We start from the raw sequence: 15761 nt of genomic DNA, 5'->3' as shown, positions 1-15761 counted from the left end.
AAGCGCGTCGCGTCGAAACAGACTCATGCGGCGCGCTTCAGGTCTTTCTTTCATGCATGTCGTTTTCCCAAAGCCGAGGTCATTTTGGGCGACATGCATTCGGTTTCGGGGCAGCAAAGCAGCATGGATGCGAGGCAATTGAAGGTCGAGGCCGCGCGGGCGGCCCTTGCCCATGTCAGCGACGGCATGCGGCTCGGCATCGGCACCGGCACCACTGCCGAGGAGTTCGTGCGGCTGCTTGCCGACAAGGTCGCCACCGGCATGACCATAACAGGCGTGCCGACCTCTGAACGCACTGCTGCGCTGTGCCGCGAACTCGGCGTGCCACTGTCGACGCTGGAGGAAACGCCCGAGCTCGATCTCACCGTCGACGGTGCCGACGAGGTCGACCCGGAGCTGACATTGATCAAGGGCGGCGGCGGGGCGCTGCTGCGCGAGAAGATCGTGGCCGCGGCTTCGCAGCGCATGATCGTCATCGCCGATCGTTCGAAGATGGTCGAGACACTCGGCCGGTTTCCGCTTCCAATAGAAGTCAACCAGTTCGGCCTGCGCGCGACCGAGATCGCCGTGGCCATGGCGGCTGGAAATCTCGGCCTTTCCGGTCCGGTGACATTGAGGATGACGGGAGGCCAGCCTTTTGTTACAGACGGCGGCCATTTTATCCTCGATGCATCTTTTGGCCGCATTCCGGATACAAGAGCGCTTTCGAATGCTCTCCACGCCATTCCTGGCGTGGTCGAGCATGGTCTTTTCATCGGGCTGGCGTCAGCGGCCATCATCGCCGGCGGCGACGGTATCCAAACTGTCCATGCCGCCCGAAAACCAGGGAGTTCTACCGATCATGATGTTGCATAACCGGGTTCGCCGTCTTTCCGTCCTTGTGGCGGCTTCGGCCGTCTTCGCGTTCTCCTCGCCTGTCTTCGCGCAGGACGTCACGGAATCGCATCTGAAGGCCGCACGCGCCGCGGTCGCCGCGATCCACGCGACCGACCCGTTCGACAACATCCTGCCGCAGGCCGCCGCGGCGCTCGAATCGCAGCTTATCCAGAAGAACCCGGACATGCAGGAACTGATCGGCAAGACGATCAACGAGAAGGCGCTGGCGATGGCCTCACGCCGTGCGGATCTCGAGAAGGAGGCGGCTCTTGCCTATGCGAAGGTGTTTTCCGAAAAGGAACTCTCCGACATCGCGGCTTTCTACAGCTCCGAGTCCGGCAAGAAGCTGCTCGACAGCGGCCCGACCGTGACGCGTGACCTCGTCAAGGCCGCCGACATCTGGCAGAACGGCGTCGCGCGCGATCTCGCCCAGCAAGTCGGCGAGACTCTGGCAGCGGCGGCAAAGGCCAAGGCGCCGGCCGCACCCGCCGATGCAACCGCGCCCGCGGACGGTGCTGCTCCTGCGGACGGAGCTGCTCCGGCGGATGGCGCGGCCCCCGCCGACGGTTCTGCGCCGGCGGACGGCACGCAGAACTGATCGTGATCTTTCCGACGGCCTTGCGGCCATCTGTGAAGCCCGGCTTGTCCGGGCTTTTCTTTTGACGGTTTGCGGCCTACCTGTCAGTCGAATTTTGGCGTTCAAGGAGCCGCTTCATGGCCGGTTATGACTACGACCTCTTCGTCATCGGCGGCGGCTCCGGAGGGGTGAGGGCGGCGCGGGTCGCGGCAGCGCTCGGCAAGCGCGTTGGCATTGCCGAAGAATACCGTTTCGGTGGCACCTGCGTCATCAGGGGCTGCGTGCCGAAGAAGCTCTATGTCTATGCCTCGCAATTTCCCGAGCATTTCGCCGACGCCGCCGGCTATGGCTGGACAGTGCCGGAAGCCAGTTTCGACTGGCAGACGCTGGTCGCCAACAAGGACCGCGAGATCAGCCGCCTGGAAGCGATCTACAAGAAGAATGTCGAGGGTTCGGGTGGCGAGACGTTTCACACGCGGGCGATGATCGTCGACCCGCACGTGATCCACCTCCTGAGCGAGGACCGCACCGTCACCGCCGATCAGATCCTGATCGCCACCGGCGGCCGTCCGGCAGCGCATCCGGCGCTGCCCGGCCACGAACACTGCATCTTTTCCAACGAGGCTTTCGACCTCAAGGAACTGCCAAAGGCGATCATGATCGAGGGCGGCGGCTATATCGCGGTCGAGTTCGCCAACATCTTCCATGGCCTCGGCGTAGACACCACACTGGTCTATCGCGGCAAGGAAATCCTCGGCCGCTTCGACATGGACCTGCGGCGCACGCTGCATGAGACGATGGAGAAGAAGGGGATAAAGATCCTTTGCCATTCCGTCTCCGAATCGGTCAGCAAGCGGCCGGACGGACGGCTCGACGCGCAGCTCATCGGGGGGCAGGTGCTGACGGTCGATCAGGTGATGCTGGCCATCGGCCGCATCCCCAACACCGAGAATATGGGCCTGGAAGGCATAGGCCTCGATATGACCGCCGCGACCGGTGCGATCAAGGTCGACCCGTATTCCCGCACCAGCATCGACAATATCTGGGCGATCGGCGATGTCACCAACCGCGTGCAGCTGACCCCGGTGGCGATTCACGAAGCCATGTGCTTCGTCGAGACGGCCTTCAAGGACAATCCGACGGCGCCCGACCACGACACGATCGCAACGGCTGTCTTCTCGCAACCGGAAATCGGCACGGTCGGCCTGTCGGAAGACGAAGCCGTAAAGCGCTTCGCCGATGTCGAAATCTACCGCGCCAGCTTCCGGCCGATGCGGCACACGCTGTCGGGCCGTGACGAAAAGATGCTGATAAAGCTGGTCGTCGATGGCGCTTCGCGCAGGGTTCTCGGCGCCCACATATTGGGGCCGGATGCCGGCGAAATGGCACAGCTGCTCGGCATCCCCCTGAAGGCCGGACTGACCAAGGACGACTTCGACCGCACAATGGCCGTGCACCCGACCGCCTCCGAAGAGCTCGTCACCATGTACAAGCCGACCTATCGAGTGAAGGACGGCGAGCGCGTCTGACGTCGCCTGACGCGGCGCTGCCGCCGCCAGCCACGGCCGGCGGCGGCAGTCGAACCGCTACAGCAAGGTGCCGCGCAGGATGACGAGCGCCACCGAGAAATAGATCACCAGTCCGGTGACATCGACCAGCGTGGCGACGAACGGTGCGGATGCACTGGCGGGGTCGAAACCGATCCGTTTCAGGGCGAAAGGCAGCATCGACCCCGACAGCGAACCGAAGGTGACGATGCCGACCAGTGCGGCACCAACGGTTGCGGCAATCAGCGGCCAGTGCGGGCCATAGTCATAGAAGCCCATATATTGCCAGAGCGCGATGCGGCAGACGCCGACCACGCCCAGCATGGCGCCGAGCACGAGACCGGTAGGCAGTTCGCGCAGCGCCACCCGCCACCAGTCACGAAGGCCGATTTCGCGCAGCGCCAGCGCGCGGATGACCAGCGAGGTCGCCTGCGAGCCGGAATTGCCGCCGGAGCTCATGATCAGCGGGATGAACAGCGTCAGCACGATCGCCTTCTCCAGCTCGCCCTCATAGCTTTGCATGGCATTGGCCGTCAGCATCTCGCTGATGAACAGCGCACAGAGCCAACCACCGCGCTTCTTGATCATGGCGAGAAAGCTCATCTTCATATACGGCTCGTCCAAAGCCTCCATGCCGCCAAAGCGATGCACGTCTTCGGTCGTCTCCTCAATCATCGTGTCGATGATGTCGTCGATGGTGACGATGCCGAGGATCTTGCCGTTGTCGACGACCGGGACGGCGAGCAGATCGTATTTGGAGATCGTCTGCGCCAGGTGTTCACGATCCGTCAGCGGAGTGACCGTCACCGGCAGGCGGTCCGGCGCTACCGACAGGATCGGGTCGTCCGGTTCACCGGTGATGAGCCGACGCAAGCCCGTCGACCGCACCAGGAGATTTGTCCGCGGATCGACGATGTAGATCGCATAGACGGTCTCGCGCGTCCGTTCGACCTTGCGGATGTAGTCGAGCGTGCGTCCGACGGTCCAGTCGGAGGGCACGCTGACGAACTCCGTGGTCATGATCGAGGCGGCGCTGCCTTCGGGATAGCCCAGAATGGAAAGCAGGGTGGCGCGCAGCGGCGGTGCCAGCGCACCGAGCAGCTCGGAGCGTGCCGGCTCGTCGAGCTCGCGCAGGATGTCGGCCGCGCGGTCGACGGACATGGCGGTGAGCAGCTTGCTCGCCTTGGGACGGGGCAGGGCCTCCGCCAGTTCGGGCGCGCCTTCGAGCTCAGGCTGGTCGAAAATCTCGACCAGCCGTTCGAAGGGTACGGCGCAAAGCAGCTCCGTCGCGGTTTCGCGCGATTCATGGTTGAGCGCCTCGACAAGGTCGGCGACGTGATCATTGGCAAGGATGCGGGCGATAGCGACGGCCTCGTCGTCCGCTACGGGGAAAAAATCGTTCATGGCTCACTCCTTGCCGTCCGGCAGGACATGAACCATTCAGGTCACGTCTAGGCGGACGGCGGTTGCGTTCGACTGTGACTGTCGCCAGGCATGGCGCGGTGACCTTTCTGCTTGCGGGTTCGCTTTTGACTGCTGCAAGCCGGCGCAACATAGGAGCGCGCCTTGCCGAGTCAATCGCGGTGAGGAAGGAAAACAGTGCCGAACGGCCCGGATCGCGAGACTGTGATCACCGTGGATCGGTCACCGTTGCAAGCCACGATGACATCAGCGTTATTTCTGCTTCAGCCGGCGCGAGAAACGCGTCCATTTGTCCTCGACCGGCCTTGGCTGGGCCAGGATCGTGGTGAGTTCCAGCGGCAGGCTCGGGGCAAGCGGCTTCTTCGTGGCGACGCCGTCGGCAATCAGGACCATCGAGTGGTAGAACTCGGTCCCGGCAGCAGATCTCGGTGCCACGGCTTCGTGCATGACACTGATCACCGTCACATCAGGGCAGTTGTCCTTGATGGCTTGGTGGAAGGCAATCTTGCCATCAGGGTCGAGAGCCCCGGTCGCCTCGTCGAGGAACAGCAGGCCCGGTTGCTGCAGGATGATACGAGCCACCACCAGCTTCTGCTTCTGGCCGCCCGACAGGACCTGATCCCAGCTCTTGCCCTCGCGGCTTTCATTGGCCATGTGTTCGATGAAATCGCCAAGGCCAGCCTTGTGCAGTGCCGACGCGACCTGGGTATCGCCGTGGTCGCCTTCGGAGCCTGGTAGGCAGACCAGCTGTTTCAGCGACACCTGCGGCAGCTTGACCTCCTGGGCGGCATAGAAGCTCTTGACGCCCTCGGGGAAGACGATGGTGCCGCGGCCATAAGGCCACAGGCCGTTGATCGCCTTGATCAGCGAGGTCTTGCCGCACCCGGATTCGCCTTTCAGGAAGGTCCATTCGCCGCGCCGGAAGCGCAGGTTGGCGGAACTGAGGAATGGTGTCGCATCCTCACCCTGATGCGCCAGCTCCAGCTTCTGGATGGTCAGACCGAAGACCGGATTCTGGCTGGCGTAGTGGAAGTCGGAACGGCCGCTCTGGCTGTAGAATTCCTGCGGGTGCTGGACTTTCTCGATCGCGTTGGCGAGCTCCGTCACGCGCTGGCTGTTGGCGCGCAGCGTCGCGATGGCGGGCATGACATGAATGAACCAGGAACACTGGCTGATGAGCTGGGCGACCATTTCGGAGCCGGTGATGTAGCCTTTATAGTCCAAGCGGCTGTGGATGAACGGCACAAGGCCTGGAGCATAGGCGACGATACGGGCGCCGACGAAGTTGTAGATCAGCTCGAACGACATATAGCTGGAGTTGACGACATTCAGCCGCCCCCAGGTGCGATCGATGTCGACATAGAGCCGGTCGTGCATCCTCTTCTGCACGCCCTCGCCATGCGAGGCGGCGACATGGAAGCTGCGGCGCAGGAACGTCGTCAGTTCGCTACGATAACTTCCCTCGGCCTTCTGCATGCGAATATTGAGACGTTCCAGCAGGCTGCCGAGCTTGACGGCGATCCAGGTGTTGAGGGGGACGTACGTGGCAACAGCGAGAAGGGCGAGAACAGCGCTGCCATAGCTGCCAAGGAACTCCAGGCCTTTGACCTCCACTGACGACTGCAACAGGTTCTGGCCTATGAAGTAGAGCGAAGTCGCCAACCCCAGCACGCCCATGGCGAGGCCGATCGCACCGCCGGTCATGTCCTTGATCGATTCCTGGATGCGCTGGTCGACATTGTCAGGCGCAACGATGCCGCCGTCCGGGGAGCCATGTTGAGCGTGAAAATGGGTATGGTTGCCGTCGAGCAAGGCCTGGTTGAATTGGTCGTTCAGCCAGCCGCGCCATTTGCGATGCAAGGTTGCCGAGACGAGATTGCGCACGCCGGTGAAGCCGACGTCCTTGAGCATGACGAGCAGCACCAGTATGCCGGCGTTGGTCAGGATTGTTTCCAAGGGCCTGGTGTTGGCGGCATCGTGCAGGAAGGCGATCGAATTCACCAATTCGCCCGACGCCATGGCGAACCACACGCTAGCCTTGCTGGACAGCGCGGTGAGCAGGGCTATCACCAGCGTCAGCGCCCAGGCTTCCTTCCAGCGGTCCGAGATCCAGTAGGCTCGCACGAGCCCCCAGAAATTGCGCATCGAGGATACCGGCGTCAAATGCGACCGCCCTGCGGCGTCGCTGCGTAGTCCATCCGGTACTGACTCTTGCGATCGCCTGCCGATCCGAATCACGATCCCGCCCAAACCTTTTTTGTTTTGTTACGGATGGTAACACCAATTGATCATTTTCCATTAATTTTTAAACCAGGCCTGTGGGATTGCTCTCGCGGCCGTTGCACTGAAGCAACAGATTGAAGATCGAATCGCCAGCAAAACGGTGGGCAGCGATCAGGAAATTTTGATTGGTTTCAGCAGCTTGGACGCGGCGAACGGGGCTTTTGCCGATCTTCCCCTGGGGAAACCTGGTACACGGTTTCGTGACTCAAAAAATCATGAGGGCCGGGGTCGACGCCGCTTCCTTGCCGCGGCGAAGTCGCCAATATCGCATTGGAACAGCGGGAGTGCAGGATCGTCTCTTGCCCATTCGTCAACCAAAAGGGTGATCCGCACCGGCCCAATGGCAAGCGGCTGTTTCATCAGCAAAGGCAAATTGGGCCGAAGTGGCGTCCGCTGGCCCTCAGACAACCTTCTCCAACTCGCCACGCGCCTTGGCCGCCGCGACCTGGCGGATCGCATCGGCCAACGTGTCGGCATCCTGCGCGCCCATCACGGCATATTTGTCCTCGAGCAGGAAGCACGGCACGCCTGTGATGCCCATGCGCGACGCGGTGGCGATTTCCGTGCGAACCGCCTCGACATCAGCGTCACTCGGCAAGAGCGTTTCGACAACAGCGGCGTCCATGCCGGCCTCGCGGGCAGCTTCGACCAAGACGGTGTGGTCGCCGATATTGGCCCCTTCCTCGAAATTCAGCTGGAATAGGTGGCGCACCAGTCGGTTCTGGACGTCCTCGCCGGCGGCACCGGCCCAGCGGATCAGCCGATGCGCGTCGAGTGTGTTCGGCGCCACCTTGATGGCGTCGAAGGCAAAGGAAATGCCTTCAGCTTCGCCAAGCGGTTCGATGCGGGCATGAATTTCGCGAATGCGCTCGTCGCTGCCGAACTTGGCCAGCATGTAGTCGTGGCGGTCCTTGCCTTGCGGCGGAATGGTTGGATCGAGCTGGAACGGCCGCCAGCGTATATGCACTTCGACATCGCCGGCCGCGGCGATCGCCTTGTCCAGCCGCTTCTGACCGATGAAGCACCACGGGCAGACGACGTCCGACACCACGTCGACGGTTATGGCGTTCGCTTCGCTCATCTCGATCTCCGGACTTCAGTTCGGTTTGCGCCACCATGTTGGCAGCTGATAACCGAATATGGGCGTCTTGCGCGGATGTTCCAGATAATTCCAGTAAGCAAGCCACTGCTGCGTATTGTACTGCATCGGCACCATGTAATTGCCGGAGATCAGCAGCCGATCGAGAACGCGAACCGCCGCGACGTAATCCTCCTTTGAACGGGCTCGCAGCATTGCGTCGATGGCCGCATCGATCGCCGGATCGGCGACGCCGGCGAGGTTGAACGATCCCTCGGTCCTGGCCGCGGCGGACGACCAGCGCCCGATCTGCTCGATGCCAGGGGACAACGAATTGTTGAAGCCGCTGGAGCCGATCAGGACCTCGAAGTCGAAACGCTGCTTGCGCGACTGGATCTGGTCGCCGTCCAGGCTGCGGATGCTGACATTGATGCCGATCTTCTCAAGCGTGCGCTGGTAGATGCCGGCCAGACGTTCTTCATCCTGCGAGGCGGTCAGAATCTCGAAGCCGAAAGGTTTACCGTCGGGATCGATCATCGTGCCGTCCTGCACATGGTAGCCGATGCTTTTCAGAAGATCGAAAGCTGTCTTCAGCACCTTGCGGTCCTGGCCCGAACCGTCCGTCACCGGCGGTTTCCAGGTGCCGTCCATGACGTCGGCCGGCACGCGGCCGGGGTAGGGCGCCAGCAGCGCCTTTTCCCTGTCATCAGCAGGATGGCCGAGCGCGGAAAGCTCCGAGTTCTGCCAGTAGCTCATCGTGCGGGTGTACTTGCCGCCGAACAGGTTCTTGTTGGCCCATTCGAAATCATAAAGCATGCCGAGCGCGCGCCGAACCACGGGGTTGGAAAACTTCGGCAGCCTCGTGTTGAACAGAAAACCCGTCACGACGGGTGGAATGCCGGTATCGAAGGTTTCTGAGACAACGTCTCCCCTATGAAACGCCGGAAAGTCGAGATCGCGCTCGCGTTTCACCGGATCGCTGTCGTCGTCGATGGCGCAAAGACCCTTCTTGAAAGCTTCGAGCTTGGCGTTGGCGTTGAGAAAATACTCGATGGTGATCTGGTCGTAATTGTCGAAACCGCGCTTGGCGGGAACGTTCTTGCCCCAATAGTCGGGGTTGCGCTTGAAGACGATGCGCTGGCCGGGCGTCACCTGCGCGATCCTGTAGGGACCGCTGCCGATCAACGGCTTCAGCGTCGTCCTGTCGAAAGTGTCGATGTCGAAAGCGTGCTTGGGGATGATCGGTGTCAGCGCGATGATCAGCGGAAACTCACGATCGGCCTTGTCATTGAAGGTAAAGCGCACGCTATGGTCGCCCGTCTTTTCGAGCTTGGCGATCCTGGCCATGCGGTCGCTGTAGGGCGGACGGCCTTTCTGCGTATACGCATCGTAGGTGAACAGCACGTCTTCCGGCGTCACTGGCTGACCATCCGACCATTTGGCATTCGGGTTGAGATGGAATTCGATGGTCTTGCGCTCGGGATCCATGTCGGCGGTGTCGGCCAGAAGCCCATAAAGGGTAAAGGCCTCGTCGGCACTGCGCTGCATCAGCGGCTCGAAGACCAGATTGCCGTAAATCGTGTCCATCATGCCGCGCGCGGTCGTGCGCAGGCTTTTCAGGATGAAAGGGTTGAGATTGTCGAAGCTGCCGACGACGCAATAGGTAATGCTGCCACCCTTCGGCGCGTCGGGATTGACGTAGCTGAAATGGGTGTAGTCCGGCGGCAGGGCCGGTTCGCCCTGCATCGCAATCGCGTGTTTCGGCTCCGACAGCGCCGGTGGCGACGACAGGCTGAAAAACGATAATGCGGTGACCAGCCAAACAAGAACGCGGCCCATGACCGTCTCCTTAACAGGTCGGCTTGATGATTCGGTCCGCACCCTAGCATGGGGCACCTGCGTGGCGGCCAATGGCGTCGTCAAGAATTACCGGTCGGCGGGCTGGATTCGACGCCGCTTGCAGTGTAACACGCCGTCCGAAGTCATTCTGTTGCCTCATTTTGGCAACAGGTAGCTGGACCACACGGCACGAAGAAGCCGGTCCCGGGATCATTGAGAGGAAGTGCACGACATGACGAGCCTGAACAGCAACGCGTACCGCCTGTCGGTCATGGCCGCAGGCGTGGTTGGCTTTCTCGGCGCAGGACTTCCCTCTGCTTCCGCGCAGCAGCAGCCGCAGATTCCGCAGGGCTGGTTCAAGGCCTGCACCAAGCAGGAAGACGTCGACATCTGCAATGTCCAGAACATTGTCACTGCTGGCAATGGCCAACTCGTCACCGGCGTCAGCCTGATCGAGCTCAAGGGCAAGGTGAACCGCAAAGTGTTCCAGGTGACGGTCCCGACCGGCCGCCTCGTGCCTCCCGGCATCGGCCTGCAGATCGACACCGGCAAGGCGCAGAAGCTCGACTATGTCATCTGCTTCCCGGATCGTTGCGTGGCGGAAGTGCCGCTGACCGATCAGCTTGTCGCTTCGTTCAAGAAGGGTCAGGGGATCACGCTGACCTCGATCAATTTCCAGAACCAGGCCAACCCGATCAAGATCGCGCTGCAGGGCTTCAGCGGCGCCTATGACGGCCCGCCGCTGCAGCAGTCGGACATCGAGGACCGGCAGAAGAAGCTTCAGGACTTCGTCGCCAAGAACAACCAGGACTTCGCCAAGAAGCTCAAGGACGAGCAGGACAAGGCGAAGACCGCCAACTGATCCGGCGTCGGGAATATAGCGAGTCAAAAAAGCGGGGTCATGCCCCGCTTTTTTCATTTCTGGCCATACTCAGCATGCCGGAAGTCAGTGCCTGGACTGCCGTTTCGGCGCATAGCGCCCATCCGGCTTCTTGTCGAACATTTCCTTGATTTGCGGATGGCGGACAGGTTCTCCCGATTGGTCCTCGAGCAAATTCTGCTCGGACACATAGGCGATGTATTCGGTTTCCGAATTCTCGGCGAGCAGGTGGTAGAATGGTTGGTCCTTGCGCGGCCGTACGTCGGCGGGGATGGCCTCGTACCATTCGTCGGTGTTGGCGAATTGCGGATCGACGTCGAAAATGATGCCTCGGAACGGGAACAGCCGGTGGCGAACCACCTGTCCGATCGCGAATTTGGCCGTTTTCATCGCACTCACCACTGAATTCCTTGGCTTTATTTGGCGCAGACTCCGCATCAATTCAATCCCGAGCGTCTGAGCGCCTTCAAGATACGCGGTATGCGCAACAAAGGTTTTGATGAACGTCGCGATACCGCGGCAAAGTCCGCAAAATCGCTACCGCTGCCGAGCCGGCTTCCGAAGGCCGCCCGCAACTGCCGCAAAGCCGCTGCCCGGGCGAAGCCCTTCCCGCATGAAGAAGGCGCGCAGCGGCGTAAAGCCGCCAAGTACACCCAGGCCAACGCCACGCGCCATCTGCGCCGGCAACATGTCCGAAAGCAGCGACATGTTGAGCAGATTGACTGCGCTGCTGCGCGCCAGAATATCGGGCCGGCGCTTGAAATCGTATGCAGCAAGGGCCGCAACAGCCCCCGGATCCTCACGATTTTCACGCGCGATTCCAACCAGATCGTCAATATCCCTGATGCCTAGGTTGAGGCCTTGCGCGCCGATCGGCGGGAACACGTGCGCCGCCTCGCCGACAAGCGCCACCCGTCGCGCCGCGAAACGCAGGGGGGTCACCGTCGACAATGGATAAATCTGGCGACCCAGCTCGACGGATACCCGGCCCAGCATCGATTGCATCTTTTGCTCGACGCGGAGCGAGAGCGTTGCATCGTCCAAAGCGGCAAGCTCCTTGGCGGTCTCTGGCTTGACCACCCAGACAAGGCTGGAGCGATTGCCCGGCAGTGGAACCTGCGTGAACGGGCCGGTCTCTGTATGGAATTCCGTCGAGGTGAAGCCATGTTCGCGGTTGTGGCCGAAATTGAGGACAAGCGCCGCCTGAGGGTAGGCGCGCGCCGCCGTCGAGATGCCCGCGGCCTCGCGGGCCGGCGACAGGCGGCCGTCGGCGGCGACCGCAAGGGACGCATCGATCTCGCTGCCATCAGCCAGCGTGGCATGCGCTTTGCCGGCGCCGAGATGCCATGCCTTCACCATGGATCTGCGCCACTCGATGCCGGAATGCGCGGCCACCTTGCTGGCAAGCGCCGGGCCAAGGACGCCGTTGGGCAGGTTCAGGCCGAACTGTTCCTCGCCGATCTCGCTGGCGCGGAAGGTGACGACGGGGCTGCGGATCAGCCGGCCGGTCGCATCGGCAATGCGCATCACCTTCAAAGGCGCGCCCTTGGACCTGATGTCCTCGAGCACGCCCAGCCCTTCGAGCACCTTCAGGGCAGGCGTCATGAGCGCCGTGGTGCGACCGTCGGGAGCCGAGGTTTCCGGCCCGGCAATCGTCACCGGAAAGCCGGCATCGGCGAAGGCAAGCGCGGCGATCAACCCCGCCGGCCCCGTGCCCGCAATCAGTATCCGCGCTGTTTCCTGATGCTCCAAGATCGGCTTCCGGTCTGCAGTTGAGAGGCGGCCACCAGACCTGCCAGTCCAAACAGGCATATAGGGCAGATCATGCGGCTTGATCAACGCGGCGATTCGGCCCATTCGGATGTCATGACCGGCCAACAGGACGACTTCAGCCATCTCGACCGCGCCGGCCGCGCCACGGCAAATGTCGCGCGCGACCCGCGTTTGACGGTCAACGTCGTCGTCTGTGCAAGCATCGCGTTGGCCTGGCTGCTGCTTGCCGCGATGGCGATACGCGGCGCCGAGGCGCGGATCAGCGCGCCGGGTGACGCTCTCCTGCGCAACCTGCCACAGCTGCCGCTGCCCGATTTCCTGGACCATTTTTTCGTTCTTTGCCTTTCGCCAGCGCCGCTGGACGCAAGCATCGGCCCGCGTGCTTTGGCACTCATCCTCATGTGGTTCCTGATGGCGATCGCCGCGATGCTGCCGTCGGCGGCACCGATGATCCGCACCTATTGCGAGATCGCCGATACGGCGCGGATCAAGCGGGCGCCGGTCGTCCATCCGCTGGTGCTGGTTGCCGGCTACCTCTGCGCCTGGCTCGCCGCATCGCTGCTGTTTGCGGCACTGACACTTGCCGTCCACGCAGTCGCCGCGTCCGCGGGGGTATTCGATCCGGTGCTTGGCGTTGCTGGTGGGCTGGCCTTGCTGGTTGCCGGCCTCTACCAGTTCAGCGGCCTCAAGGAGGCCTGCCTGACGAAATGCCGGAACCCATTCTCGACCTTGTTTTCAAACTGGAGTGCCGAGACCTTCCGCATCTTTCGGCTGGGCATCGTGCAAGGTATCTGGTGCCTGGGATGCTGCTGGGCATTGATGCTGGTGATGTTCGCCGTCGGCGTCATGAACGTCTTCTGGATGGCGCTGATCGGCGTGTTCACCCTAATTGAAAAACAAACGATGGGCAGTCTTCCAACCCGGCTGGCCGGTGCGATACTGCTTGTCTGGGCAGCCGTGCTGCTAGTAGTCTCACTGTGATTGGGGGGAATTCGATGACTGACCCGGGCTGGGCAATGAAAGGAGAGCTCGTACTCTCCTGCAATTGCACGGTTTTTTGCCCTTGCGTCTTGTCGCTCGGCAGTCACCCACCAACAGAAGGCTATTGCCAGACATGGGCGGGTTTCCGTATCGATGCGGGTCACTTCGGCGAAGTCGACCTCTCCGGCCTCAACCTTGGGCTGATCATGGAAATCCCCGGTTACATGAGCCGCGGCAATTGGACCGCGGGCCTGTTCATCGACATCAGAGCCTCGGTTTACGCGGTCAAGGCGTTGACCAGGATCTTCACCGGCAAGGCCGGCGGGACCACGTCGCTGCTCTCGATCCTCGTCGGCAAATTCCTGGGCGTCGAACAGGTGCCGATCACCTACGAGACACGAGACAAGACGCGCATCTTCCAGATTCCGAAGATGATCGACGGCGCGGTCACGCCAATCGCGGGCAAGAACCGCGACAAGGATACGGTGATCACGAACTCGGAATACTGGATCGCGCCGGAGATCATCGTGGCAAGGTCCGACAAGAGCAAGATGCGCGCCTTTGGCCGCAACTGGAATTTCGCCGGCCGCTCGGCCGAGATCTGCAAGCTTGATTGGCGGGGCCCGTGAGCAAGAACACAAAAGCCCGCAAGATCGCCGGGAAGATCACCGACCGGATTCCGCGGCCGAAGAAGAAGGTCACCTGGCCGCAGGCGCGTGCGTTTTCGGTGCATCTGCTGACCGCCTCCGGTTCGTTCCTGGCTTTCCTGTCGCTGGTGGCGGCGAGCGAGGAGCGCTGGACGGCCATGTTCTGGTGGCTAGGCTTGGCGCTGTTCGTCGATGGCATCGACGGGCCGATCGCCCGAAAGCTGGAGGTCAAGGAAATCCTGCCGACCTGGTCCGGCGAACTCCTCGACAACATCATCGACTACGTGACCTACGTGCTGATCCCGGCCTTCGCGCTCTACCAACGGGGCTTCATGGGCGAAGGCCTGTCGTTCCTTTCGGCGGCGATCATCGTCGTCTCCAGCGCGATCTACTATGCCGACACCGGCATGAAGACGAAGGAGAATTTCTTCAAGGGATTCCCGGTGGTCTGGAACATGGTCGTGTTCACGCTGTTTGTCATCGAACCGGGACAATGGGTCTCGTTCGCGGTGGTGGTGGTGGCCGGCATTCTGACTTTTGTCCCGATAAACTTCATCCATCCGGTGCGGGTGAAGCGGCTGCGGCCGATCAATCTCGGCATGACGCTGTTGTGGTGTGCTTTCGGCGCGCTCGCGCTTGCGCAGGCCGCACTCGCCGCTTTCTACGACCAGATCGGCGTGCTTGGCGAACAAGTCGGCACTTTCACCAAGATCGGAATCACCGTTACCGGGCTCTATCTCGCAACCATTGGTGGCCTCATGCAGTTCTTTCCGAACCTCGGCGCCAAAAAGGCCTGACCAGCCGCTCTTCAAGGAATCCTCTCCATGTCCAAAGCCATCCGCATCCACGCCAATGGCGGTCCGGAAGTCCTGATCCATGAGGACGCCGATCCTGGCCAGCCGGGTTCGGGGCAGATCCTGATCAGGCATACCGCGATCGGTCTCAATTTCATCGATGTCTATCATCGCTCGGGTCTTTATCCGCCGCCCGGCGGATTTCCGCTCATTCCGGGCAGCGAAGCCGCCGGCGTGGTGCTGGAAGTCGGCGGGGGCATCGACTGGCTGAAGCCGGGCGACCGGATAGCCTATGCCGTGACGACGGGCGCTTACGCGCAAGAGCGCGTCATCGATGCCAGCAAGGTCGTCAAGGTACCGGACGGCATCAGCGACGAGCAGGCCGCCGCCATGATGCTGAAAGGCATGACCGCGGAATACCTTCTGCGCCGCACCTTCAAGGTGAAGGCGGGCGACACCATCCTGTTTCATGCCGCGGCCGGCGGAGTCGGCCTGATCCTCGGCCAATGGGCGAAGCATCTCGGCGCGACGGTCATCGGCACCGCCAGTTCCACCGACAAGATCGAACTCGCCAAGGCGCACGGCTTCGACCATGTCATCAACTACAAGGAGCAGGATTTCGTCGCCGGCGTAGCCGCCATCACCGGCGGCAAGAAGTGCGATGTCGTCTACGATTCGGTGGGTAACGACACATTTCCGGCCTCGCTCGACTGCCTGAAGCCGCTCGGCATGTTCGTCAGCTTCGGCCAGTCCTCGGGACCCATCCCGCCGTTCTCGATGTCGCTGCTGGCGCAGAAGGGCTCGCTGTTCGCAACCAGGCCGACGCTGTTCGTCTACAATGCCAGACGTGAGGACCTCGATGCCTCCGCCGCCGCACTGTTCGAGGTCGTGCTCAGCGGCGCCGTCGAGATCAAGATCAATCAGCGCTATGCGCTGAAAGATGCCGGCAAGGCACATGCGGACCTTGAAGGCCGCAGAACGACAGGTACGACCATCCTGGTTCCCTGACGGCAATCTGCCTGGGTTTTCAGCGCGCTGCCGCAGCCGCGAGCATGGTTTGCCCG

At 61.9% G+C, this 15761-nt stretch carries 14 protein-coding genes; 8 read left to right on the top strand and 6 right to left on the bottom strand.

Going from position 1 to position 15761, the window contains the following annotated elements; genetic code table 11:
* Positions 1 to 123 precede the first annotated feature (123 nt).
* From rpiA to gor, 3 genes are all read left to right on the top strand, one after another.
* The gene (rpiA, locus tag FJ527_RS26640; RefSeq protein ID WP_140664506.1) at positions 124 to 855 is read left to right on the top strand and encodes a ribose-5-phosphate isomerase RpiA; all 732 of its coding nucleotides are present in this window, start codon (positions 124 to 126) and stop codon (positions 853 to 855) included.
* A complete protein-coding gene (locus FJ527_RS26635) occupies positions 842 to 1474 on the top strand; it encodes a DUF2059 domain-containing protein (RefSeq protein WP_140619662.1) in 633 nt (210 codons plus the stop codon). Before rpiA ends, FJ527_RS26635 begins: the two co-directional genes overlap by 14 nt.
* Before the next feature lie 116 nt (positions 1475 to 1590).
* Positions 1591 to 2982, top strand: coding sequence for a glutathione-disulfide reductase (gene gor / locus FJ527_RS26630; protein ID WP_140824446.1), 1392 nt, complete (start codon positions 1591 to 1593; stop codon positions 2980 to 2982).
* A gap of 57 nt (positions 2983 to 3039) precedes the next feature.
* On the opposite strand, the gene mgtE is transcribed toward gor, so the two are convergent.
* The 4 genes from mgtE to FJ527_RS26610 all read right to left on the bottom strand — a co-directional run bounded on the left by mgtE (position 3040) and on the right by FJ527_RS26610 (position 9622).
* Positions 3040 to 4404: a magnesium transporter gene (gene mgtE / locus FJ527_RS26625; protein WP_140619658.1), complete on the bottom strand. Its 1365-nt coding sequence runs from the start codon at positions 4402 to 4404 to the stop codon at positions 3040 to 3042.
* A gap of 270 nt (positions 4405 to 4674) precedes the next feature.
* Positions 4675 to 6567 carry an ABC transporter ATP-binding protein/permease gene (locus tag FJ527_RS26620; protein ID WP_181166502.1) on the bottom strand — a complete coding sequence of 631 codons (1893 nt, stop codon included), beginning with the start codon at positions 6565 to 6567 and terminating at the stop codon, positions 4675 to 4677.
* A gap of 538 nt (positions 6568 to 7105) precedes the next feature.
* The gene (locus FJ527_RS26615; protein WP_140824445.1) at positions 7106 to 7786 is read right to left on the bottom strand and encodes a DsbA family protein; all 681 of its coding nucleotides are present in this window, start codon (positions 7784 to 7786) and stop codon (positions 7106 to 7108) included.
* Between the two features lie 15 nt (positions 7787 to 7801).
* Entirely contained in the window at positions 7802 to 9622 is a 1821-nt protein-coding gene (locus FJ527_RS26610; RefSeq protein ID WP_140619652.1) for an extracellular solute-binding protein, read from the bottom strand.
* Positions 9623 to 9854: 232 nt separating this feature from the next.
* Between FJ527_RS26610 and FJ527_RS26605 the strand changes: the two genes are divergently transcribed.
* Complete coding sequence (locus tag FJ527_RS26605; protein ID WP_015317881.1) at positions 9855 to 10484, top strand: invasion associated locus B family protein; 630 nt, start codon at positions 9855 to 9857, stop codon at positions 10482 to 10484.
* 84 nt (positions 10485 to 10568) lie between these two features.
* On the opposite strand, the gene hspQ is transcribed toward FJ527_RS26605, so the two are convergent.
* Together hspQ and FJ527_RS26595 are read right to left on the bottom strand one after the other, a co-directional pair.
* Positions 10569 to 10892, bottom strand: coding sequence for a heat shock protein HspQ (gene hspQ, locus FJ527_RS26600; protein WP_027142695.1), 324 nt, complete (start codon positions 10890 to 10892; stop codon positions 10569 to 10571).
* Between the two features lie 147 nt (positions 10893 to 11039).
* Complete coding sequence (locus FJ527_RS26595; RefSeq protein ID WP_140824444.1) at positions 11040 to 12254, bottom strand: UbiH/UbiF family hydroxylase; 1215 nt, start codon at positions 12252 to 12254, stop codon at positions 11040 to 11042.
* 72 nt (positions 12255 to 12326) lie between these two features.
* Here FJ527_RS26595 and FJ527_RS26590 point away from each other — a divergent pair, with 72 nt between their 5' ends.
* The 4 genes from FJ527_RS26590 to FJ527_RS26575 are packed head-to-tail and all read left to right on the top strand — an operon-like array spanning position 12327 to position 15705.
* Positions 12327 to 13256 (top strand): DUF2182 domain-containing protein, encoded by a 930-nt coding sequence (locus tag FJ527_RS26590; RefSeq protein ID WP_140619648.1) that lies wholly within the window; start codon positions 12327 to 12329, stop codon positions 13254 to 13256.
* Between the two features lie 14 nt (positions 13257 to 13270).
* Positions 13271 to 13885, top strand: a complete 615-nt coding sequence (locus tag FJ527_RS26585) for a DUF1326 domain-containing protein (protein WP_140824443.1) — start codon at positions 13271 to 13273, stop codon at positions 13883 to 13885.
* Positions 13882 to 14700 (top strand): phosphatidylcholine synthase, encoded by an 819-nt coding sequence (gene pcsA / locus FJ527_RS26580; protein WP_015317886.1) that lies wholly within the window; start codon positions 13882 to 13884, stop codon positions 14698 to 14700. Before FJ527_RS26585 ends, pcsA begins: the two co-directional genes overlap by 4 nt.
* Positions 14701 to 14727: 27 nt before the next feature.
* Positions 14728 to 15705: a quinone oxidoreductase gene (locus FJ527_RS26575; protein ID WP_140824442.1), complete on the top strand. Its 978-nt coding sequence runs from the start codon at positions 14728 to 14730 to the stop codon at positions 15703 to 15705.
* Positions 15706 to 15761 lie beyond the last annotated feature (56 nt).

The organism is Mesorhizobium sp. B2-4-18, assembly GCF_006441385.1.
In the GTDB taxonomy this organism is placed as follows: domain Bacteria; phylum Pseudomonadota; class Alphaproteobacteria; order Rhizobiales; family Rhizobiaceae; genus Mesorhizobium; species Mesorhizobium australicum.
The sequence above is the reverse complement of the archived record's forward strand: the minus strand, read 5'-3'. Positions and strand labels throughout refer to the sequence as shown.

What these genes read in the sequence shown, in the direction of transcription:
- FJ527_RS26615 (WP_140824445.1), bottom strand. Translation starts at nt 7,786, where the DNA reads ATGAGCGAAGCGAACGCCATAACCGTCGACGTGGTGTCGGACGTCGTC.
- rpiA (WP_140664506.1), top strand. Translation starts at nt 124, where the DNA reads ATGGATGCGAGGCAATTGAAGGTCGAGGCCGCGCGGGCGGCCCTTGCC.
- FJ527_RS26620 (WP_181166502.1), bottom strand. Translation starts at nt 6,567, where the DNA reads ATGCGCAATTTCTGGGGGCTCGTGCGAGCCTACTGGATCTCGGACCGC.
- FJ527_RS26635 (WP_140619662.1), top strand. Translation starts at nt 842, where the DNA reads ATGATGTTGCATAACCGGGTTCGCCGTCTTTCCGTCCTTGTGGCGGCT.
- FJ527_RS26610 (WP_140619652.1), bottom strand. Translation starts at nt 9,622, where the DNA reads ATGGGCCGCGTTCTTGTTTGGCTGGTCACCGCATTATCGTTTTTCAGC.
- FJ527_RS26590 (WP_140619648.1), top strand. Translation starts at nt 12,327, where the DNA reads ATGCGGCTTGATCAACGCGGCGATTCGGCCCATTCGGATGTCATGACC.
- mgtE (WP_140619658.1), bottom strand. Translation starts at nt 4,404, where the DNA reads ATGAACGATTTTTTCCCCGTAGCGGACGACGAGGCCGTCGCTATCGCC.
- FJ527_RS26585 (WP_140824443.1), top strand. Translation starts at nt 13,271, where the DNA reads ATGACTGACCCGGGCTGGGCAATGAAAGGAGAGCTCGTACTCTCCTGC.
- FJ527_RS26605 (WP_015317881.1), top strand. Translation starts at nt 9,855, where the DNA reads ATGACGAGCCTGAACAGCAACGCGTACCGCCTGTCGGTCATGGCCGCA.
- gor (WP_140824446.1), top strand. Translation starts at nt 1,591, where the DNA reads ATGGCCGGTTATGACTACGACCTCTTCGTCATCGGCGGCGGCTCCGGA.
- FJ527_RS26575 (WP_140824442.1), top strand. Translation starts at nt 14,728, where the DNA reads ATGTCCAAAGCCATCCGCATCCACGCCAATGGCGGTCCGGAAGTCCTG.
- hspQ (WP_027142695.1), bottom strand. Translation starts at nt 10,892, where the DNA reads ATGAAAACGGCCAAATTCGCGATCGGACAGGTGGTTCGCCACCGGCTG.